Origin of the sequence: Caballeronia sp. INML2 (genome assembly GCF_023631365.1) — a bacterium.
In the GTDB taxonomy this organism is placed as follows: domain Bacteria; phylum Pseudomonadota; class Gammaproteobacteria; order Burkholderiales; family Burkholderiaceae; genus Caballeronia; species Caballeronia turbans.
Map to the genome: position 1 here is coordinate 225,616 of NZ_JALQDH010000023.1, position 20,949 is coordinate 246,564.

Consider the following 20,949-nt stretch of genomic DNA (forward strand, 5'->3'; position numbering starts at 1 on the left):
TGGCTGGTGCTCGAGTGAAAAAGCGGGGTCGCTGGTCACCGGTTTGGCGCGCAGGCGTTCGGTCCAAGCAATTGGGGTTCCATATCTCGAAAATCGCCGCGCGCCAGCAAATAACGCACGTCTGCTCCGGCGGTTGACGGGAACTTGCAAAACCTGTCGAAGACCTAAGGGCAAACCCGAACCGGATTATGGAGCCTTTTACAGCGTGCGCCGGCAGTCATTTCAACTTATTTACCTTGTTACACGAGGGATACACTTTGCAAACCCCTGTTTATTAAGGTTGTTCTACATTGGAGCACGGGTTGAACGAAGCCCGGCGGCGTGCGCGCGTAACAGCGGCTGGTCACCCGGCGCGGGCTTGCATCAGCGACTCGATGTCTGGCGCGACACGTGCTTTTCCACCGCTGCCGAACGTAACCCGTGACTGCCCGCCCCGCCCGGCGAGCGTTTCATCGCAAAAACCTGCGCAATGTGCTTACAATGCGCGCCCATGCGCCAGCCGCGCGCCCGCCGGCCATCACGACGCGGCGCAGGACCATTTTTCGCCGCGGGCGATGTTCGGATGGCCACATAGGCCGGACGTCATGTGCCCGAAGACGCGTTGCCCTCCGCGATACTGGATACAATTCGTGATGGAGACGGCGCAGCGTCGCCTCGCTTGACGTCAGTCGCGCCGGATCGGGCGACGAATTGCATGCCGGTTGCCGCAGACGACACCCCGCATGGACCTGCCCGAAGGCGCAACATACGCTCAACCGCTCTACGACCAAAAAAGACCATTGGACCAACTCACCGTCTCCCAGCGTAACGCGCACAACGCGAAGCTCGCGAGCTACGCGCATCGGCCGCTCGCGTTCCTGTTGCGCTACATCCGCCGGCATCCCGTCGCGCATTCCATCGTGCTTTTCAGCGTCTTCGCCGCGGTGGGCTGCGCCCTCGCCTCGCAGTACGCGATCAAGCATCTGATCGATGTCCTCGGACAAGGCCGCGGGCACCCCGGGCCGCTGTGGGGCGCGTTCATGATCCTCGTCGGGCTGATCGCCGCCGACAACCTGCTGTGGCGGGTCGGCGGCTGGGTCGGCGCGCACGTGTTCGTGATCGTCACCGGCGACTTGCGCAAGGATCTCTTCTCGTATCTGTCCGGCCACTCGCCAACGTATTTTTCCGAAAAGCAGCCGGGCATGCTCGCGAGCCGGATCACCGCCACGTCGAACGCGATCTACACCTCCGAGAACGTGATGGCGTGGAACGTCCTGCCGCCGTGTATCGCGGTGCTCGGCGCGATCGTAATGATCGTCTCGGTCAATCCGCTGATGGCCGCCGGCCTGATGACCGCATCGCTGGTCCTCGCGCTGATCCTCTACCGGCTTGCGAAGCGCGGCTCGGCAAGGCATCACAGTTTCGCGTCGAAGGCGGCGTCGGTCGATGGCGAGCTCGTCGACGTGATCGGCAACATGGCGCTCGTGCGCGCGTTCGGCATGACCTTTCGCGAGCAGAAGCGCTTCGGCTCAACGGTGAAGGCCGAAATGGTCGCGCGCCAGCAGAGCCTGCTGTACCTCGAAAAACTGCGCCTCTTCCACGCGGTCGTGACGGCGATTCTCTCCGCCGGCCTGCTCGGCTGGGCGCTTTGGCTGTGGTCGCAGGGCCGCGCGACTTCGGGCGATATCGTGCTCGTCAGCTCGCTCGGCTTCACGATTCTGCATGGCACGCGCGATCTCGCCGTGGCGCTCGTCGATGTCACACAGCACGTCGCACGTCTTGCCGAAGCCGTCCAGACGCTGCTCGAGCCGCACGGCATGCCGGATCGCTCGGATGCAACCGAACTCGTGCCGCAAGGGGGGCGCGTCGATTTCGACAGCGTCACGTTCGCGTATCCGCGCCGCCGCCCGATTCTCGACAACTTCCATCTGCATATCGAGCCGGGCCAGCGCGTGGGGCTGATCGGCAAGTCGGGCGCGGGCAAGTCGACCGTGCTCGCGCTGCTGCAGCGCTTCTACGAGCCGCAGAAAGGCAGCATCAAGATCGACGGCCAGGATATCGGCGCGATCACGCAGGACAGCCTGCGCCACGCGATCGCGCTCGTGCCGCAGGATATTTCGCTGTTTCACCGCACCGTGTTCGAAAACATCGCTTACGGCCGTCCGGATGCGAGCCGCGAGGAAGTGCTCGCCGCCGCGCGCGAGGCGCGCTGCACGGACTTCATCGAAGCGATGCCGGAAGGTTTCGACACGATCGTCGGCGACCGCGGCGTGAAATTATCGGGCGGCCAGCGCCAGCGCATCGCGATCGCACGCGCGATCCTGAAAAACGCGCCCATTCTCCTGCTCGACGAAGCGACCTCCGCGCTCGACAGCGCATCGGAGGAAGCGATTCAGCAGGCACTCGACCGTCTGATGGTCGGCCGCACGGTGATTGCGATTGCGCACCGCCTGTCGACGCTGCAGAACTTCGATCGCATCATCGTGATGAGCGCGGGCAAGGTCATCGACGACGGTTCGCCCCAGGAATTGCGCGATCGTCCGGGGCTTTATCGCGAGTTGCTCGCGAAGCAGCACGGCAAGGTGCCGTCGATCGTGGCAACGCCGCACAAGCAGCCGGCCTGATCGCTCCGCCAGTCGAAAAAGCCGCGTTTTCGAAAAGAAAACGCGGCTTTTTTGCGTCTACGCGCCCGCTTTCAGATCGCGCAGGAAGTTGTCGCGCCAGACGGAGACGTTGTTGGCGCGAAGCTGCTGCATCATCTCGCCGTAGCGCGCCTTGCGTTCGTCGAGCGGCATCTCGAGCGCGGTGGCGAGCGCGTCGGCCATGCCGTCGATGTCGAGCGGATTGACGATGAGCGCGGCCGTCAGCTCGCGCGCCGCGCCCGCGAACTGCGACAGCACGAGCACGCCGGGATCGTCCGGATCCTGCGCAGAGACATACTCCTTCGCGACGAGATTCATGCCGTCGCGCAACGGTGTGACGAGGCCGACATGCGCCTCTCGGAACAGCGCGGCGAGCACCGGCCGCTCATACTGGCGATGGATATAGCGAATCGGCGTCCAGTCGAGCTCGGCATAGCGGCCGTTGATGCGGCCCGATTCCGCCTCGAGCTGGAAGCGCATGTCGCGATAGGCGTCGACATCGGAGCGTGTCGGCGGCGCGATCTGCAGGAACGACACGTTGTTGCGCTGATGCGAATCGTGCTCGATCAACCGCTCGAACGCGCGAAAACGTTCGACGAGGCCCTTCGAATAGTCCAGGCGATCGACGCTCATCACGAGCTTGCGATGGTGCAGCGTCGCCTTGACGATCTCGACGTCCCGCCCGCTTTCGCCGTCCTTCGCGAGCGCAGCGATCTCGTCGGGATAGACGCCGATCGGATACGCCGCCGCGCGAAGCGTATGGCCGAACGCGCGAACTTCGACCGGCTCGGTACCGTCGCGCCGCAGCGTGCCGCCCGTTTCCGTTTCGATGTAATCGCAAAACGCGCGCAGATCGGGCGCGGTCTGGAAGCCGAGCAGATCGAACGCGCAGAGCGCCTCCGCCAGCTCGCGATGGCGCGGCACGCTCAGCAGAATCTGCGGCGCCGGAAACGGAATATGCAGAAAGAAGCCGATGCGATTCTTCACGCCTAGCGCGCGCAGCGCCTGCGCGAACGGAATGAGGTGATAGTCGTGCACCCAGATCACATCGTCGGGTCTGAGCAGCGGCGCGAGCTGTTCGGCGAGCCAGCGGTTCACGCGGCAATAACCGTCGTATTCGTGGCGATCGAACTCGATCAGGTCCGGACGATAGTGAAACGCGGGCCACAGCGTCGCGTTGGAAAAGCCGCGGTAGTACTGGTCGTAGTCGCGTCTCACGAGGCCGATGGTCGCGAAGGTCACCGGCCCGTGTTCTTCGAGCTTGATGCCCTCGGGATGAGACGCGAGCACGTCCCCGCTCCAGCCGAACCACATGCCGCCGGTTTCCTTCAGCGCGTCGTACACGCCGACTGCGAGACCGCCCGCTGCGGGGCCGCCTTCGGAAATCGGCGCGACGCGGTTCGAAACGATGATCAGCCGGCTCACGCGTGCTTCCCCGCCGTGCCCGCAATCACCTGCAACCAGTCCAGCAACAATTCGACCGATTCGATGCGCGCCCGCGCCACCGTCTCGCCCGGCCCGATCTTCACCGACAGCCCGTCGAACTCGTTGACGACCGCGAAGCCCTTCTCATCGGTGAGATCGTCGCCGATGAATACGGGCTTGCGGCCCGTGAACGGCGGCTCGCCCATGTAAGCGCGCACCGCGCGGCCCTTGTCGACGTCTTTCGGCTTGATCTCGTAGACCATCTTGCCCGGTTGCAGTACGTAGGCGTCCGCGTATTCAGCGACGAGCTTCTCCGTGGCCGCGCGCGCGGCCGGCTCGCGGTCGGGCGCGTTGCGGTAATGCAGCGCGAGTGCCGCGCCCTTGATTTCCAGCAACATGCCCGGATTCGCGTTGACGACCTTCTCGAGCGCGTGCTCCATGCGCAGCAGCCGCTCGTCGTTGAAACCGATGCGCTGGACGTCGCCGTTCGAATCGCGCCGTTCCGCGCCGTGCATGCCCGCGACGGGCAAGTCGGCCATCTGCAGGAACGAGTCGATATTGTCGATGCCGCGCCCCGACACGACCGCGACCGCGCCGTTGGTCGCGCGCCGGAGCGCTGCGAGGATGTCGGGCACCGAGCGCGGCACGAAGATGCCGTCGGGCGTGGAGGCGAGTTCGACGAGCGTGCCGTCGAAATCGAAGAAGAAAGCGGTCTCGGCAAGAGACAGGGAATCGGGAAGAGTGAGCATCGATCTTTGGCCTGTGGTTGCCTGTGATGTGGCGCGCGCCCGTTTCGAACGTCGCAATGCGTGCGCATCTTACCGCGCGAAAGCTTTCGTTTAAGAAAGGTCTTAGCTTACAGCCCTCGCCGTTGGTCCTTTCAGCGCGCCTGGGTCATGCGGCAAATCGTCTCAAAAATAGTCCGATCGCGACATGATGCGCTGGCGGCGCCGCGAAAGGCGTGTATTTTGCGACAGGAGTTCATACCGAATCATCCTGCAACGCACTTTCCGATGCACGCTTCGTTCCTCCATCCTTCCGCACGGTTCACGCGGCCCCGGCGCCTCATCGCCCTTCTTTCGCTGTGTGCGCTCGCCGCCTGCTCGAAGCCCGCCGAGCCGTGGCATCTGACCGATGTAGCGGGTCATTTGCCGGACCTGGACTTCTCGCTCGTCGACGATGCCGGCGCGCCCGTCACCGGACAGTCCTTCGCGGGCAAAACGACGCTCGTCTATTTCGGCTACACGCATTGCCCCGACGTCTGCCCCGAAACCATGGCGCGCCTCATGCAGGTGCTCCAGCGCGTGGGCGCGGACGCGGACAACACGCGCATCGTGTTCGTCTCGGTCGATCCGGCGCGCGATACGCCCGCACTCCTGCGCTCCTACGTGCGCGCCTTCGACGACAGGCATGCCGTCGGTCTGACAGGCACCGAACGCGCGATCGAATCGGTCGCGCAGCGTTATCGCATCGCGTATCAGATGGAAAAGCGCGACCCGAACGGCGAATACGAAGTCACGCATAGCTCGGCCGTCTATATCTTCGATGCCGCCGGCCACGCGCGCCTGCTCGCGACCGACCACGATTCCATCGACGCCATCGCGAACGATCTGAAGCGCGTGATTCACGCGAAGGACGCCTGACGATGACCACGCTTTTGTATTGGCTCGATCCGTGGGAGCCGTCACCGACGGTCGTGATCGCCGTGCTCGTCGCGGGGATGCTGTTCGCGCGCGGCGCGCGGCACGCGCGCGTGTCGATCTCGCGTCGCATTGCGTTCTGGTTCGGCCTGATCGCGCTCTATGTCGCGCTCCACACGCGGCTCGACTACTTCTTCGAGCATGAATTCTTCATGCATCGGATGCAGCATCTGGTGCTGCATCATCTCGGGCCGTTCCTGATCGCTCTGTCGTATCCCGGTGCGGCATTGCGCGCGGGCGTTCCGTTCGCCTGGCGGCAACGCTGGCTGCGCCCGGCAGCGCAGACCCGAGCCGCGCGCATGTTCTTCGATATCGTGTTCAATCCCGCGATCGCGGTCGCGCTGTTCGTCGGGCTGATCTACTTCTGGCTGCTTTCACCGATCCACTTCAAGGCGATGCTCGATTACCGGCTCTACCGCGTGATGAACTGGAGCATGGTGATCGACGGTCTGCTCTTCTGGTGGCTGATTCTCGATCCGCGTCCGGCGCCGCCCGCGCGGCTCGCGCCCGGCAGACGCATACTCGTCGTGATCGCCGCCATTCCGCCGCAGATTATCCTCGGCGCTTATATCTTCTTCACGCCGCACGAGTTGTATCCGATCTACTCCATCTGCGGCCGCGCGTTCACATGGATCACGCCGATGCGCGATCAGCAGATCGGCGGGCTCTTGCTATGGATTCCGGGATCGATGATGAGCGTCATCGGCGCACTGATCGCGCTGCGTCACTGGCTGCGGCTGTCGGCGCGCTCGCGGCTAAGGAAGGAACGTGTCGGACGCGGCGCGGGCGCGCCGCTCACCGGCCCGAAGGCCACGACATCATGATTCGAAGCCAGGACGGCGCATCCATACGTGCGGAATGCCGTCTTCATCATGCAGCCCCGACGACGGCACGAAGCCGAACGCGCCGTAGAAGCGTTGCAAATGCGCTTGCGCGTGCAGGCTGATCGGCTGATCGGGCCATTGCTTCAGGATGTGCTCGAGCGCGCGCTCGAGCATCGTGTTGCCGAGCTTCATCTTGCGAAACCTGGCGGTCGTCAGCACCCGGCCGATGCGCACGTGCTTCTCGCTTTCGTCTGGACGGCCCGGCAACAGCACGCGCAGATAGCCCGCGAGTGCGGGACGCTCGTCGGCCTTGCCGTATGCGAGGAGGTGCCACGCATCGAGATCGAGTCCGTCGATGTCGCCATACACGCAATTCTGCTCGACGACGAACACGGCGCTACGCGCGGCGAGCATGTCGTAGACCTCGGCGGTCGTCAGGTCGTCGAAGCGCTTCCAGCGCCATTCGAGTTGAGAGAGTGGATCGGTCATTGGCGTTCGTGTGGCGGAAGTATGGCAATTATGCCGTGTCGTGCCGCGACGGGCGGGACGCAGAATCGGCTGAATACCGGCGGGCCGAAAAGAAAAAAGCCCTGACGGATCAGGGCTTTTCAAGTGGAGGCGCGGACCGGAGTCGAACCGGTCTAAACGGCTTTGCAGGCCGCTGCATAACCGCTTTGCTACCGCGCCAAAAGCGGTTTTGGTGCATGCCGGCGATCATGCCGGCTGTGCCACCAAACAAAAAGGGAAGCTTGGCTTCCCCTTTGACTGGAGCGGGAGACGAGTCTCGAACTCGCGACCTCAACCTTGGCAAGGTTGCGCTCTACCAACTGAGCTACTCCCGCACTATCCTGCAACGCTAAACTGCCAGTTTCCGACGCCTCGCTGCGCTTGCCAATTCAGCGCCGATGACATCGAAACTTTCAAAATCTGGAGCGGGAGACGAGTCTCGAACTCGCGACCTCAACCTTGGCAAGGTTGCGCTCTACCAACTGAGCTACTCCCGCATTGACTACTGCTCTCCTTTGCTCTCGCTTCGCTTGTTGCGTCGCGCCGTGCATCAGAGAAACGAGATTATGTAGAAGCCAAAGAGGGCTGTCAACTGTTTTGTGAGAGGAATTTATGGGTTCGACGCAATTTTTTGCAATGATCGCTACGATCCCTCACAGCATGCCGCCGCGCTCACGAATCTGAGGCCACGCGAGCTTCATGTAGTAGAGCATCGACCAGACGGTGAGAAACGCCGCGACGTAGATGAGCCACAAGCCCCACACGCGCGTGTCGATGATCCAGGGCGTGCCGGCGATCTTCAGCGGCCCGTAAAACAGCAGCATCGGAATGGCGACCATCTGGCATACGGTCTTGAACTTGCCGAGCTGATTCACCGCAACGCTCTTCGATGCGCCGATCTGCGCCATCCATTCGCGCAGCGCGGAAATCGTGATCTCGCGGCCGACGATGATGAGCGCGATCACCGCATTCAGCCGCGACAACTGCACGAGCACGAGCAGCGCGGCGGTGACCATCAGCTTGTCGGCGACCGGATCGAGGAACGCGCCGAACGAAGACGTCTGATTGAGCTTGCGCGCAAGAAAGCCGTCGAACCAGTCGGTGAGCGCCGCGAGTACGAAAATGATCATGCCGAGCAGGTTGCGATGCTCCGGGCTCATCATCATGTCCGGCAAATAGAACACGCCCACCACGAGTGGAATCAGCACGATTCGCAGCCACGTCAGGAAGATCGGTAGATTGAACGGCATGGGCGAAAGCGGTTGAGGGACGTGTAAGGAAGCCGACATTGTGCCGCGTCGACCCCGCGCTCACAAGGCGGCACGCCGTGCGGCAGGCGCTTGCGGCTCAATGCAACTGACGATAAATCTGCTGTGCCAGCGCCAGCGAAATGCCTTCGACGCTCGCCAGGTCTTCGACGCTCGCCGCCTGCACGCCGCGCAATCCGCCGAATCGCGAAAGCAGCCGCTGACGCCGTTTCGCACCGACGCCCTCCAGTTCTTCCAACCGCGATGTCTGACGCGCTTTCGCCCGCTTCGCGCGCATGCCGGTGATGGCGAAGCGGTGCGCCTCGTCGCGGATCTGCGCGACGAGCATCAGCGCCGCGCTTTCCTTGCCGAGCTCGAGCGGAGCACGGCCATCGGCGAACACCAGCGTTTCGAGGCCCACCTTGCGCCCTTCCCCTTTCGCGACACCGACCAGCATGCCGTGATCCAGCCCGAGCTCCGAGAAAACTTGCCGCGCGATCTCGACCTGCCCTTTTCCGCCGTCGATCAGCACGATGTTGGGCAGCGTGCCGCCCGCAGCCACGGGTTCGGCGGCATCGGGCGTGACGTTGGGGTCGGCGGCATCGTCGGGTTGCAGGGTCGTCGCTTCGTCGTTTGCATTCGCGGCGGCCTGCGCGACCATCTTCTCGTAGCGGCGCGTGAGCACCTGGCGCATCGCGGCGTAGTCGTCGCCGGGCGTGATGCCGTTGATGTTGTAGCGCCGGTATTCGCCCGACTGCATCTTGTGATGGTGATACACGACGCACGACGCCTGCGTCGCCTCGCCCATCGTATGACTGATGTCGAAGCACTCGATGCGCAGTTGCGCGAGATCGTCCATCTCCATGGAAAGCGTCTGGGCAAGCGAGCGCGTGCGCGCCTGCTGCGACCCCTGCTCCGACAGAAGACGCGCGAGCGCGAGCTTTGCATTGTTTTCGGCCATGGAGAGCCACGCGCGCTTCTGTCCCTGCGGCTGACGCAGCAGCGTGACCTTGTGGCCCGCCTGCTCCATCAGCAGATCGACGAGCTCGCGGCTCGACGGCGCATGACTCACGACGAGCACCGGCGGCACGCGATTGCCGATGTAATGCTGCGCCATGAAGGCTTCGAGCACCTCGGATTCGAGCGCGCCTTCGCGCGGTTCAGGCTCAGATTCGGCTTCGGCTTCGGCTTCGGCTTCGGCTTCAGCTTCAGCTTCAGCTTCAGATTCCAATGCGGCTTGCACCGTCTCGAGGCTCGTCTGCGTGAACGATTCGGCGGCCCGCGCATCCTGTTCGGCTGCCTGCACGATTGCTTCGACATCGGCGGGCGCTGCGTCGGCGGGCGTGGCGGGGGCCGCTTCCGCAGCGTCGGCAAGCTCGGGCAGATCGTCTTCATCGTCCAGCGCCATCGCGCTTTCGACGTGCGCCGGAAAATACGCCTTGTCGCCGAGATGCCGCCCGCCGCGCACCATCGCGAGATTCACGCAGACCTTGCCGCCGAGCGCGACGACCGCGAGGATATCGACGTCGCTCTCGCCGCCGACTTCGATCGCCTGCTGATGAAGCACGGTCGACAGCGAGCTCATCTGATTGCGCACCGCCGCGGCCTGCTCGAACTTCAGATCGGCGGCGAACGCGTGCATCTTCTGTTCCAGTTCCTTCATCACTTCGCCCTGCCGCCCGAGCAAGAAGCGCGATGCGTTCGACACGTCGCGGGCGTAATCCTCTTCCGTGATGAGCCCCGTGCACGGCGCCGTGCAGCGCCCGATCTGATGCAGGAGGCACGGCCGCGTGCGGTTGCTGAAGACCGAGTCCTCGCAGGTGCGCAGCTGGAATACGCGCTGCAGGATCTGGATGCTCTCGCGCACCGCCCACGCGCTCGGAAACGGGCCGAAGTACTGGTTTTTCTTGTCGACCGCGCCGCGGTAGTAGGCCATGCGCGGAAACGTGTGGCCCGTGAGCTTGAGGAACGGATACGACTTGTCGTCGCGAAAAAGAATGTTGTAGCGCGGCGCGAGCGCCTTGATGAGATTGTTCTCGAGCAGCAGCGCTTCCGCTTCCGAACGCGTGACAGTCGTCTCGATCTTGCGGATGCGCGTCACCATCATCGCGATGCGCGGCGAATGCAGCGTCTTCGTGAAGTAGCTCGACACGCGCTTTTTCAGATTGCGCGCCTTGCCGACGTAGAGCACGTTGCCATCGCCGTCGTAATAGCGGTACACGCCGGGCAGATGCGGCAGTTGGGCGAGCGTCTTTTTCGGGTCGAAATCCGGTTGGGGGGCGTCGGTGTCAGTCATGCAGCAAGGGGGCGGAAAAGCATAGGCACGGCGGTGAGCCGTGCCGGGCGCGTTATCTGTCGGGTAGCCCGACTTTCTTGCGAAAGCCGGGCCCCCCGAGAACCGAACGTGCGAGTTTCCCCGCATACGGCTCAAATCTACAAACAAAGTTCTGTCTACGACAGAACCGGCTTAGTTACAACTAGTTTTCCAGCGTGCACTTGCCGGTGGCAGTGCGGGTGAAGCAGCGCCCGGTTGGACAAGGCGTCGGTGCCGCCATGCATCCGATATTCCAGATGATGGTCGTGCCAACCCGTTTCGTCCGTCAAGGCACAGCCACAATGCGCGCATAGCCCGCCTTGTGACAGATATAGCGCGGCCCACTGCTTTCGGTAACGCATCTGTTCCCACATGCGCCCCTGCCGCAAGGTCTCGCCATACTGCTCCCACTTCGGATCAAAAGGATTGAACTCGCCCTTGATCCTCGTGTGCCATTTGATAGCTGTACCGCTAAGCTGGTACAACTCATTCAGCCCCCAACTGCCGTCCTCGCGCTCCGTGCGAACGGCAAACACCCAATTCCGGGCACCGACAGAGTGAAAGTACTTCTGCTTCACCCATACAGCGCTCTTCTGCGGATGCCTCCGCTTCGACCACCGCCAGAGCTTCCGAAAAATCAGATGCTCCATCCGGCTGTACGTCTGCTTGGCCGAGACCGGATGGTGATACTGCGCCCATCCGCGCAACATCGGGTTCAGCAGTTGGACCAGAACCTCCTGCTTTACCGTTTTGTTGCCGCTGATCGTTTCCGCCACCTTGCGATAAAACGCTTGCGCGTTTTTCTTGCTCGGCTTGATGAGCAGCTTTCCCGAGTACTTCCGGAAATTCCACCCAAGGAAATCGAAGCCTTCATCAATGTGGGTGATCCGCGTTTTTGCCTCTGACAGTTGCAGGCCTCGAACAGCAAGGAATGCTTCCACCCAAGGCCTGACCTCGTTTTCCAGAATCTCTTTCGAGTCGCCGGTGATCACGAAGTCATCCGCGTATCGCACCACATTCACTTTCAGCTTCTTTGCCTTTGCGATCCCGAATTTCGCACCGAGGTGCGCAATCAGTTCACGCTCCAGCCCGTTCAGCGTCACGTTTGCCAGCGTCGGGGAGATGATGCCTCCCTGCGGCGTACCGGCCTCAGTCGCCTGTAGCTGCCCCTTGTAAATCAGGCCAGCCTTCAACCACTTTCGGAGAATTTCCCTGTCCATGGGGACATGGTTTTCCAGCCAATCGTGGTTGATGTGGTCAAAGCAGCCTTTGATATCCGCTTCCAGTACCCATCGGGACGAATTCCTCCGGGACGTGCAAGCTCGTACCTGACCCATAGCGTCAGCCGTTGAACGATTGATCCGGAACCCATACGAGTTCGGGTCGCTCGTCGACTCTGCTACCGGCTCCAAAGCCAGCAGATATAAGGCTTGCATCGCCCTGTCCCGCATGGTCGGAATGCCCAAAGGACGCTCCTTTCCATTGGCCTTGGGGATAAAAACTCTCCGTAATGGCAAAGGCTTATATCCGCGCCGCTTCAACCTGCCGATGGCTTCCCACCGGCTCTCAGGCGAGTCCCACAGTTCGCAATCGACTCCAGCCGTTCGCGCACCCTGGTTCTGCGTAACACGTCGTATCGCATACAGCTTCGCGGACAACGTGCGAGTCAGCATCCGTTGCAGGGCTTTCACCCTGCGCCAGTCACCTTCCCGCGTCGCCTTCGCAATTCGAATCTGCATCCCTCTCACGTTCCGCTCAACTTTCCGCCAATTGACGGCATTCCAGTTGACAGGCGCGTGGGAAAGCGCAGATCCGGTCTTTCGACCAGATACTTTCATGCTGCTCTCCTACTTGGAAAAAGTCCCCAGGCAGAAGGCGCATCTCCCCAGAGGGGCAGACACACCCCTCTAGGGAACAACAGACACCTCAATAGGAGCGCGTGCGCCCCTATCTCGGACAAACACCTCAGTACGGGCGCATGCACCCGTACCTGACCAAGTTACAGAGGGTAGTCAGCCGCCTTGCGACGGTAGACCAGACGGAAGTCTGCCCGCTTTCGCGTGGGATAATGTCTCAACCCCTATCCGTGCCATTACAGCCCGGCATTCGCTTTTTCCGTCCTCCCATACCCGCATGATCAACAACGTTCCTTACGGTCCGTCTGCCAGCCGTACAGCGCTGGCGACCATACGGGCTTACCACGTTCCCGGCATGTCACACGACTGACGTAGGTTCTGCCTATCCCCCGGTGGTGCTGTAACGACGTAGCCCAAATTCTAAGTGGGCTATCCGACCACGTACCGTTTTGGTTAGAGCCCGATGTTTCAAGCAGCTTTGGCTCCTCACTGGTAACGAGGTTTATCAGCAGTTCACTTACATTAACCTTATCAGCCAGCCTAGCTCCTCGACCCCCTCGCTGCTGGGAGTCTCCGAACAATCCCCTCACGGGAACGGTCCGCCCGATACCTCCGGGGGCTACATTGTCCGAGGAGCTTCACACCCCACCGTTGCCAGTGACGCATGTCCTCGTAGGCTACTGCTGGTCGTACAGCAGGTTCACTGCCCTCCCCCAAACTGCAGGTCGGGCCGAACAATGACATCCCGAGCTTTCGCTCGTATCGTGTAGCGGGTTCACCACACTAGGCGGCGAACGCTGCAAACAACACTCCGCTTTGTCAGCGGAAGTGAAGCCGCTGACTGGGCGGAATCTGGTGATAACCAGACTAATGCAACACGTTTCACGGCCAAGCTGCACCGCGGTTCGTTCCATCCAGGAGTGGCCGAAACCACCCCTACTACAAGGGCGCGGCCCACAAGGGGGCCGCCTGCGGAGGGTAGAGCGACCAAAACCGAAGTCTCAGGCGATATCCCTCTAGTCGATGCCTCTTAACGCGAGGCCCACGGACACGAGCGTGCGTGTCGCACTAGAATCGCCAGTTTAGAACATTACGCCGCGCGCCTTCGTCCTCATGACTACCCATCCCGCCGCCCCGGAACTCGCCTGCGACATCTTCTGCGCGGTGGTCGACAATTTCGGCGACATCGGCGTCTGCTGGCGTCTCGCGCGCCAGTTGCACGCGGAGCACGGCTGGCGCGTGCGTCTTTGCGTCGACGATCTGCAGGTCTTTCATGCGCTCTGCCCGGAGGTCGACGCAACACTTTCGCGTCAGGATGCGATGGGGGTCACGATCGAGCACTGGCGCGATCCATCGCACGCGGGCGACACGCTCGCCATTCCGGATGTCGTGATCGAGGCGTTCGCGTGCGAGCTGCCGCACGCGTACATCGCCGCGATGGCGCGCCGCGACCCGAAGCCCGTCTGGATCAATCTCGAATACCTGAGCGGCGAGGACTGGGTCGCGGATTTCCACCTGCGGCCGTCTCCGCACCCGCGCTATCCGCTCGACAAGAGCTTCTTTTTCCCGGGCCTCGGCAAGGGCACGGGCGGCGTGCTGAAGGAGCGCGATCTCGATACGCGCCGCGATCAGTTCGATGCCGATGCCTGGTGGCGCGAGCGAGTCGACGTCGAGCGGCCGGGCGACGGTGAGACGGTCGTGTCCCTCTTCGCCTATGAAAATCCGGCGGTCGACGCGCTTCTCGCGCAATGGCGCGACGGCGATGCGCCAGTCGTGCTGCTCGTGCCTGAAGGCCGCATTTCCGGCGCACTCGCGCGGTTTTTCGGCCTGCCCAGGTTCGCGGCCGGCATGTCGGCGCGCGCGGGCGCGCTGCGGGCGCACGCGCTCGGCTTCGTCGAGCAGCCTCGCTTCGACGAACTGCTCTGGGCCGCCGACATCAACTTCGTGCGAGGCGAGGATTCCTTCGTGCGTGCCCAATGGGCGAACAAGCCGTTCGTCTGGCATATCTACCCGCAAGCCGACGACGCCCACGTGCCGAAGCTCGACGCCGCCCTCGCGCATTACACGCGCACGCTCGACCCGTCCGCGCGCGACGCCGTCGCGCGTTTCTGGCACGCGTGGAACGGCGCGGGCGTGCCGGACTGGGCCGATTTCTGGCGTCATCGAGCGAAGCTGGAGACGTGCGCGGCGCGTTGGGCGAAGGAGCTGGCGGGCGTCGGCGATCTGGCGGGCAATCTCGTCGCACATGTTGCGTCGCGCCTCGTGCGATGAGCATCGCGTCGCGCGTTCCAAGGCGCGCCATGCGACTGGCCAAATAAGCAAAAACTCAGTTAAAATAAGCGGTTATCCGAGGAAGCAGGTCGCAGTTCCAGCATTTCGCCGCATGGGCCGGCTCAAACGCAAGGTCCCTCCCTCGTTAGCAGAACTCTCGCACGGCGGCGGCAAAATACCGGCAGCGCCGCCGTCCGATCGATTCATTCCAGGCATTCAAGCCAAATCCTTTCGTACAGGACCTAGTTTTATGAAGACCGCACAAGAACTCCGCGTCGGCAACGTCGTCATGATCGGCAACGATGCCATGGTCGTGCAGCGCGCCGAGTACAACAAATCGGGCCGCAACGCCGCGGTCGTGAAGATGAAGTTCAAGAACCTGCTGACGGCAGCCGGCATGGAAACCGTCTACAAGGCGGACGACAAATTCGACGTCGTCGTGCTCGACCGCAAGGAAGTGACGTACTCGTACTTCGCGGACCCGATGTACGTCTTCATGGACGCTGACTACAACCAGTTCGAAGTCGAAGCCGAAATGATGGGCGACGCGCTCAACTACCTCGAAGACGGCATGGCGTGCGAAGTCGTGTTCTACAACGAGAAGGCCATCTCGGTCGAACTGCCGACCACGCTGGTTCGCGAAATCGTCTACACCGAACCGGCCGTCAAGGGCGACACGTCGTCGGGCAAGGTCCTGAAGAACGCCAAGCTGAACACCGGTTTCGAGCTGCAAGTGCCGCTCTTCTGCAACATCGGCGACAAGATCGAAATCGACACCCGCACGAACGAATACCGCAGCCGCGCGTAAGCCTCGCGCAACTGCATCGTTAGCTGAGCGGCTGCAAAAACGCATCGCCGCCCAGCAGCAAAAAAGCGCCCCATCGCGGGCGCTTTTTCTTTTGCATGAATTTTTTGACAAATTCAGGCAAACTTTACCGGTCGCGCCCCGTTTAGGCTCGATTGCGATCAAATGAAACATCCGCGAAAGGTCTGCGGGAAGCGCTTCCATCGGAAAAAATAACTGCGTGGCACGATTTCTGCTCGATCGTGCAAATCCAGATTTCAGAACCGACATGCCAAGCACGCCTTTCATCCGAAGCCGGTTTCTGGTCGTCGCGGCGCTCGCATTGCCCGCGTTCGCTTTCACCGCCGGCTGCAAGTCCAGCCCGGCGACATCAGCGAACACGAACGGGGCCAGCGAGATCATCACCGACGACGCTGCGCTTGCCGCTCGTGTGAAAGCCGCGCTCGTCGCGGACCCGGAACTGAAAGTCTTGCCGATGAGCGTCGCGACGTATCGCGGCGTCGTGCAGTTGTCGGGGTATGTGGATTCGGAGGTACAGATTCAGAAAGCGCTCGCCGTGACGCGAGGCGTACCGGGCGTGCAATCCGTCAGCAACGAATTGCATCTCAGGTCGCAATGACGCGCTCGCACACGAGATGAAGAACGAGTAACGCAGGACGAAAACCGCAGCGGGCTACGCGCCAGACGCCGGAACGAGGCGCCGTTGCCCGCCCACGACTCGCCGGATCCTACGCGGAGACGGCGCACTACAGTCCACTTTGATACGTTGGTTCGCCATGCCACACGCACTGATTGTCGAAGACGATCCCAATAGCCTCTCCGGCCTGTCCGCGATCCTCACGGCAGACGGCTTTTCCGTCGATACCGCCACGACGCTCGCCGAAGCGCGCTCCGCGCTGACCCGCTTCATCCCGGATGTCGTGCTGATCGACCTGAATCTTCCGGACGGCTCCGGCCTCGACCTCCTGCCGAGCTTGCCGTCGCAACCGCCCGATGGCGCACTGCCCGTCATCGTGATGACCGGCAACGCGACGGTCGAAAGCGCAATCGAAGGCCTGCGGCACGGCATTTGGGACTACCTGCTCAAACCGGTGAACATTCCGCGCTTGCGCAGCCTGCTCGCGCGCATTCCGAGGCCGTACGAGCTCACGGAGGAAGTCCAGTCGCTGCGCTCGACGCTGCGCGAGCTGGGCCACTTCGGCGACATGATCGGCCGCAGCGCCGCGATGCAGCACGTCTACGATCTGATCGAGCACACTGCGCCGACGGAAGCCGCCGTGCTGATCTGCGGCGAGCCGGGCACCGGCAAGAAGATCGCCGCACGCACGATCCATCAATTGAGCCGCCGGCGCAAAGGCCCGTTCGTCACCTTCGACTGCTCCGCGAGCCGCAACGGCGACGGCTCGCAGCGTTCGATGGAAAGCGTCCTCTTCGGCCACGAACGCAACGCATTCGCCGGCGCGGAGAACCGCGAGCCGGGCCTGCTCGAACAGGCGGGCGGCGGCACGCTTTTCCTCGATCAGATCGATTCGCTGCCGGCCGCGCAGCAGGAAGCGCTCTTGCGCGCGCTCGATTCGCAGACGTTCATGCGCGTGGGCGGCAGCAACCGCATCATGACGGACTTCCGGCTGATCGCCGCCTCCCGCTTGCCGATGCGCGAGGCGGTCGCGAGCGGCGCAATGCGCGAGGATCTGTTTCAGCGGCTGTCGGCGTCGTCGATCGTGCTGCCGCCGTTGCGCGATCGCGACGACGACATCGCACTCATCGCGGAGACGCTCGTCGATGAACTGAACCGCGAGAACCACATCGCCGGGATCACGAGCGGGTCGCCGAAGCGGATCAGTCCGGCTTTCATTCGAGAGTGCATCGCGAGCGAATGGCCGGGCAACGTGCGCGAAATGCGCGAGCGCGTGCGGCGCGCGTATCACGCGTCAGGCGAGACGATCGAAACGCTGCGCGTCGATGAGCCGGGCGGTCTCGGCGGACGCGGCCTGAACGGCAGCAGCGTGCAGGTGACGGTCGGCACGGCACTCGCGGACGTCGAGGACATGCTGATCCGCGCGACGCTCGAAGCGGTCGGCGGCACGCGCCATCGCGCGGCGACGCTGCTCGGCATCAGCCCGAAGACGCTCTACAACAAGCTCCAGCGGATGAAGCTGGAATCGTCGTGATTCACGACGGCGCCAGAAGCAAAGCGCCACGATTCAGGTCGTGGCGTTTTAGTTTTAGCCGAGCGTCTCTTTGACGAGCGAGCGCGCTGCCTGATAGTCGGCCTGCGCCTGCAGCTTGCTCCAGCGCAACGCCTTGCCGCGCGGACGCATCTGCCTCAGGCGCTGTTCGGATGCCTTCGGCGGCGTATAGCGCAACTGTTCCAGCACCTTGCCCGCCTCCTCCGGCTGATTGCAGATCAGCACCATGTCGCAGCCCGCGCTCAGCGCGGCGGTTGCCGCTTCGGTGAGCGTGCCGCCCGCGCGGGCGGCTTCCATCGACAGATCGTCGCTGAAGATCGTGCCGGTGAAGCCAAGCTTGCCGCGCAGGATGTCCTGCAGCCAGATGCGCGAGAAGCCAGCGGGTTTATCGTCGACCTGCGTGTAGATGACGTGCGCCGGAATCACCGATGACAGCGACATGCCGAGCCAGTCATACGGGCGCACGTCGGCGTCGAGGATTTCTTCGAGCGGGCGATCGTCGGTCGGCAGCGCGACGTGCGAATCGGCTTCAGCGAAACCGTGACCCGGAAAGTGCTTGCCGCAATTCGCCATGCCGGCGAGCGCGAGGCCGTGATTCAGGCTCTTCGCGAGCATCGTCACGACGCGCGGATCGCTATGCAGCGCGCGATCGCCGATGACTTTGGACTGTCCGTAATTCAGATCGAGCACCGGCGTAAAGCTCATGTCGATGCCGCACGCGCGCAACTCCGCCGCGAGCACGTAGCCGAACGCGGTCGCGGTTTTCGTCGCGGCCAGTACGTCGCGGTCCCAAAGCTCGCCGAGCTTGCCCGGCGCGGGCAGCGCGGTGAAGCCGTCCGTGCGAAAGCGCTGCACGCGCCCGCCCTCGTGATCGACAGCGATCAGGATATCGTCGCGTACCGCGCGGATCGCATCCGTCAGCGCGACGAGCTGCGCGCGGTTTTCGAAATGTCGCGCGAACAGAATGATGCCGCCCGTCATCGGATGCGTGAGGCGCTCGATATCCGCGTCGTTCAGCGTCGTGCCGGCGACGTCGAACATGACGGGCCCGGGAGTGCGTTTCATCGGATTCAATTGGATTGTTGTGTGTTGGTTGGATTGAACTCAGACCTGATCGGGCACTTCCGCAATGACGAACGACACCGCGTAATCGCGCTCGTCGCTGACCGTGATCTTCGCCGTGATGCCGCGTTGCGCGAGCCACTCGGCCAGTTCGCCGGAGGCGGCGATCATCGGCTTGCCGCTCGGCTCGTTGAGCGTCTGCAGCGCGCGCCAGGTCATCGGCCAGCGCATGCCGAGGCCGATCGCCTTCGAGAACGCTTCCTTCGCCGAAAAGCGCGTCGCGAGAAACGCGAGCCCGCGCACTTCCGAGCGCGCGTTGCGCGCGTGATAGATGCGCAACTCGTCGGGGCCGAGCACCTTTTCGGCAAACCGCCCCTTCGTGCGCTTCATCACCGCCGCGACGCGGCTCACCTGCACGACGTCCGTGCCGATTCCGTAGATGGCCATGACGTGCGCGCTCAGCGAGTGTGGATCGACGCGAGGCGCGACGCGACCATGATCGCCTTCATCTCGCGCACGGCGTTCTCCCAGCCCGCGAAAATCGAGTGCGCGACGATCGCGTGCCCGATATTCAACTCGACGATGCCCGGCAGCGCGGCGATCGCCTGGACATTCGTGTAGTGCAGTCCGTGGCCCGCGTTCACCTTGAGCCCGAGCGAGTTGCCGAAATCGACGCTCGACGCGACGCGTTCGAACTCGCGCTGCTGTTCGGCTTCGTCGTGCGCCTCGGCGTAACGGCCCGTGTGCAACTCGATCACGGGCGCGCCCGCTTCCTGTGCCGCGCGAATCTGCGTCTCGTCCGGATCGATGAAAAGCGATACGCGCGCACCCGCATCGGCGAGCTGCCTGCACGCGGCCTTCACTTCTTCGAACCGGCCCGCGACATCGAGGCCGCCTTCGGTCGTCACTTCCTGGCGCTTTTCCGGCACGAGGCAGACATCGTGCGGCTTGATCTCGCACGCGATGTCGAGCATCTCGCGCGTCACCGCGCACTCGAGATTCATGCGTGTTTTCAAAAGCGGGCGCAGCGTGCGCACATCGGCATCGACGATATGGCGACGGTCCTCGCGCAAGTGCAGCGTGATGGCGTCCGCGCCCGCTTCTTCGGCGGCGAGCGCCGCGCGGATGGGATCGGGATACGACGTGCCGCGCGCATTGCGCAACGTGGCGACGTGATCGATGTTCACGCCCAGATCGATCACGCTCGCCGGCGATGAGAGAAAGAAGCTCATAGTTTTTGCAGGTCGATCAATATCTGACGGGTGGCGAGCGGCGCGCCGCCCAGGTAGTGGTTCAGCAGGAAGCGCATCAGTGTTTTGCTCTGCGCGGCCGTCTGCGGGCTGGTGTAATCGTCGCGCTCCATGTCGATGAGCGTCTGTCCCGAGATCACCGGCCAGGGCGCGGGAAGGTCGTCCGACGCTTCGCGCACGCCGCGGTCGGGATCGAAGACGTAGCGGCCTTCAGCCTCGACCGGCTGGCGCGTGACGGTGCGCGTGAGATTCATCGCGTAGCCGGTTTCGCGCAGCAGCACGCGCTCGAACGAGCGCAACACCTGCACGGCGGGCTCGTCGTGAGCGAGGCGCGAGAGCGTCAGCACGTAGTGGTTGAAGAGCGCCGGATGCGCGTCTTCGCGCGCGCAGAACTTGACGAGCAGTTCGTTCACATAGAAGCCGCAGAGCAGCGCGTCGCCGGTCAGCGGCAGCATGCCGCCCACCCATTCGGCGGTCGTCAGCGTGCGGACTTCGCCCTTGCCGGACCACGACAGGCCCAACGGCTGAAACGTCTGCAGCACGCCGCGCAACGCGGAATGGGGACGCTTCGCGCCCTTCGCGACGAGCGCGACGCGGCCGAAATCGCGCGAAAACACGTCGATGATGAGGCTCGTCTCGCGATACGGATAACTGTGCAGCACGAAGCCCGGCTGCTCGGCGATACGAAAGTCGGAGCGCGGTGCGGCGCGTGGCCGCTTCTCGCCGCTCCCGGTAACGGACGACGACGATGACGGCGACGCCCGCTTGCGCTTCGGCACGGCGCGCGTGGCCGGGCGCTCGTCCGCGTCGAAATCGTCGTCGGGACGATCATCGGCGGGCGGAATCATCCGGGCGTCGTTCGAGCCGTCGTCCATGCA

At 63.2% G+C, this 20,949-nt stretch carries 17 protein-coding genes and 3 tRNA genes; 7 read left to right on the forward strand and 13 right to left on the reverse strand.

Features of this window, described 5'->3' with window-relative positions:
- The first annotated feature begins 722 nt into the window (after nucleotides 1-722).
- Nucleotides 723-2,603, forward strand: coding sequence for an ABC transporter ATP-binding protein (locus NCT32_RS09515; protein ID WP_250490112.1), 1,881 nt, complete (start codon nucleotides 723-725; stop codon nucleotides 2,601-2,603).
- Nucleotides 2,604-2,660: 57 nt separating this feature from the next.
- On the opposite strand, the gene otsA is transcribed toward NCT32_RS09515, so the two are convergent.
- Both otsA and otsB read right to left on the reverse strand, forming a co-directional pair.
- Nucleotides 2,661-4,046, reverse strand: coding sequence for an alpha,alpha-trehalose-phosphate synthase (UDP-forming) (gene otsA / locus NCT32_RS09520; RefSeq protein WP_250490113.1), 1,386 nt, complete (start codon nucleotides 4,044-4,046; stop codon nucleotides 2,661-2,663).
- Nucleotides 4,043-4,795, reverse strand: coding sequence for a trehalose-phosphatase (gene otsB / locus NCT32_RS09525; RefSeq protein ID WP_061120990.1), 753 nt, complete (start codon nucleotides 4,793-4,795; stop codon nucleotides 4,043-4,045). The genes otsA and otsB overlap by 4 nt, the downstream gene beginning before the upstream one ends.
- A 264-nt stretch (nucleotides 4,796-5,059) precedes the next feature.
- On the opposite strand from otsB, the gene NCT32_RS09530 reads away from it, so the two are divergent.
- Nucleotides 5,060-5,689, forward strand: a complete 630-nt coding sequence (locus NCT32_RS09530) for an SCO family protein (RefSeq protein WP_250490114.1) — start codon at nucleotides 5,060-5,062, stop codon at nucleotides 5,687-5,689.
- A 2-nt stretch (nucleotides 5,690-5,691) separates the two neighbouring features.
- Nucleotides 5,692-6,570 carry a cytochrome c oxidase assembly protein gene (locus tag NCT32_RS09535; RefSeq protein WP_250490115.1) on the forward strand — a complete coding sequence of 293 codons (879 nt, stop codon included), beginning with the start codon at nucleotides 5,692-5,694 and terminating at the stop codon, nucleotides 6,568-6,570.
- Here NCT32_RS09535 and NCT32_RS09540 read toward each other — a convergent pair.
- The 7 genes from NCT32_RS09540 to ltrA form a co-directional block, all read right to left on the reverse strand.
- On the reverse strand, nucleotides 6,565-7,059 hold the full coding sequence (locus NCT32_RS09540) for a GNAT family N-acetyltransferase (RefSeq protein WP_250490116.1): 495 nt from the start codon (nucleotides 7,057-7,059) through the stop codon (nucleotides 6,565-6,567). The two genes, NCT32_RS09535 and NCT32_RS09540, sit on opposite strands and share 6 nt — an antisense overlap.
- Nucleotides 7,060-7,183: 124 nt before the next feature.
- Nucleotides 7,184-7,257: transfer RNA gene (locus NCT32_RS09545), tRNA-Cys, on the reverse strand.
- 79 nt (nucleotides 7,258-7,336) lie between these two features.
- Nucleotides 7,337-7,412, reverse strand: a tRNA-Gly gene (locus NCT32_RS09550).
- Nucleotides 7,413-7,498: 86 nt separating this feature from the next.
- Nucleotides 7,499-7,574 (reverse strand) — tRNA-Gly (locus tag NCT32_RS09555).
- A gap of 156 nt (nucleotides 7,575-7,730) precedes the next feature.
- Complete coding sequence (gene pgsA, locus NCT32_RS09560; RefSeq protein ID WP_061120994.1) at nucleotides 7,731-8,327, reverse strand: CDP-diacylglycerol--glycerol-3-phosphate 3-phosphatidyltransferase; 597 nt, start codon at nucleotides 8,325-8,327, stop codon at nucleotides 7,731-7,733.
- A gap of 97 nt (nucleotides 8,328-8,424) precedes the next feature.
- Entirely contained in the window at nucleotides 8,425-10,620 is a 2,196-nt protein-coding gene (gene uvrC, locus NCT32_RS09565; protein ID WP_250490117.1) for an excinuclease ABC subunit UvrC, read from the reverse strand.
- A 155-nt stretch (nucleotides 10,621-10,775) separates the two neighbouring features.
- On the reverse strand, nucleotides 10,776-12,476 hold the full coding sequence (gene ltrA / locus NCT32_RS09570) for a group II intron reverse transcriptase/maturase (protein WP_250490118.1): 1,701 nt from the start codon (nucleotides 12,474-12,476) through the stop codon (nucleotides 10,776-10,778).
- Between the two features lie 1,131 nt (nucleotides 12,477-13,607).
- On the opposite strand from ltrA, the gene earP reads away from it, so the two are divergent.
- The 4 genes from earP (at nucleotide 13,608) to NCT32_RS09590 (ending at nucleotide 17,741) form a co-directional block, all read left to right on the forward strand.
- Entirely contained in the window at nucleotides 13,608-14,765 is a 1,158-nt protein-coding gene (earP, locus tag NCT32_RS09575) for an elongation factor P maturation arginine rhamnosyltransferase EarP (RefSeq protein ID WP_250490119.1), read from the forward strand.
- A 250-nt stretch (nucleotides 14,766-15,015) separates the two neighbouring features.
- Nucleotides 15,016-15,573 (forward strand): elongation factor P, encoded by a 558-nt coding sequence (gene efp / locus NCT32_RS09580; protein WP_061120998.1) that lies wholly within the window; start codon nucleotides 15,016-15,018, stop codon nucleotides 15,571-15,573.
- A 265-nt stretch (nucleotides 15,574-15,838) separates the two neighbouring features.
- Nucleotides 15,839-16,189, forward strand: coding sequence for a BON domain-containing protein (locus NCT32_RS09585; RefSeq protein WP_061120553.1), 351 nt, complete (start codon nucleotides 15,839-15,841; stop codon nucleotides 16,187-16,189).
- A gap of 157 nt (nucleotides 16,190-16,346) precedes the next feature.
- Nucleotides 16,347-17,741, forward strand: coding sequence for a sigma-54 dependent transcriptional regulator (locus NCT32_RS09590; protein WP_061120552.1), 1,395 nt, complete (start codon nucleotides 16,347-16,349; stop codon nucleotides 17,739-17,741).
- Between the two features lie 54 nt (nucleotides 17,742-17,795).
- Here the strand turns inward: NCT32_RS09590 and nagZ are convergent, their stop codons facing one another.
- Genes nagZ through recO form a run of 4 tightly spaced genes read right to left on the reverse strand, consistent with a single transcriptional unit; the run spans nucleotide 17,796 to nucleotide 20,946 of the window.
- Nucleotides 17,796-18,824: a beta-N-acetylhexosaminidase gene (gene nagZ / locus NCT32_RS09595; protein ID WP_250490120.1), complete on the reverse strand. Its 1,029-nt coding sequence runs from the start codon at nucleotides 18,822-18,824 to the stop codon at nucleotides 17,796-17,798.
- Nucleotides 18,825-18,863: 39 nt separating this feature from the next.
- Complete coding sequence (acpS, locus tag NCT32_RS09600) at nucleotides 18,864-19,268, reverse strand: holo-ACP synthase (RefSeq protein WP_061120550.1); 405 nt, start codon at nucleotides 19,266-19,268, stop codon at nucleotides 18,864-18,866.
- Between the two features lie 11 nt (nucleotides 19,269-19,279).
- Nucleotides 19,280-20,053 carry a pyridoxine 5'-phosphate synthase gene (gene pdxJ / locus NCT32_RS09605; RefSeq protein ID WP_061120549.1) on the reverse strand — a complete coding sequence of 258 codons (774 nt, stop codon included), beginning with the start codon at nucleotides 20,051-20,053 and terminating at the stop codon, nucleotides 19,280-19,282.
- A complete protein-coding gene (gene recO / locus NCT32_RS09610) occupies nucleotides 20,050-20,946 on the reverse strand; it encodes a DNA repair protein RecO (RefSeq protein WP_061120548.1) in 897 nt (298 codons plus the stop codon). The genes pdxJ and recO overlap by 4 nt, the downstream gene beginning before the upstream one ends.
- Between the last annotated feature and the right edge of the window lie 3 nt (nucleotides 20,947-20,949).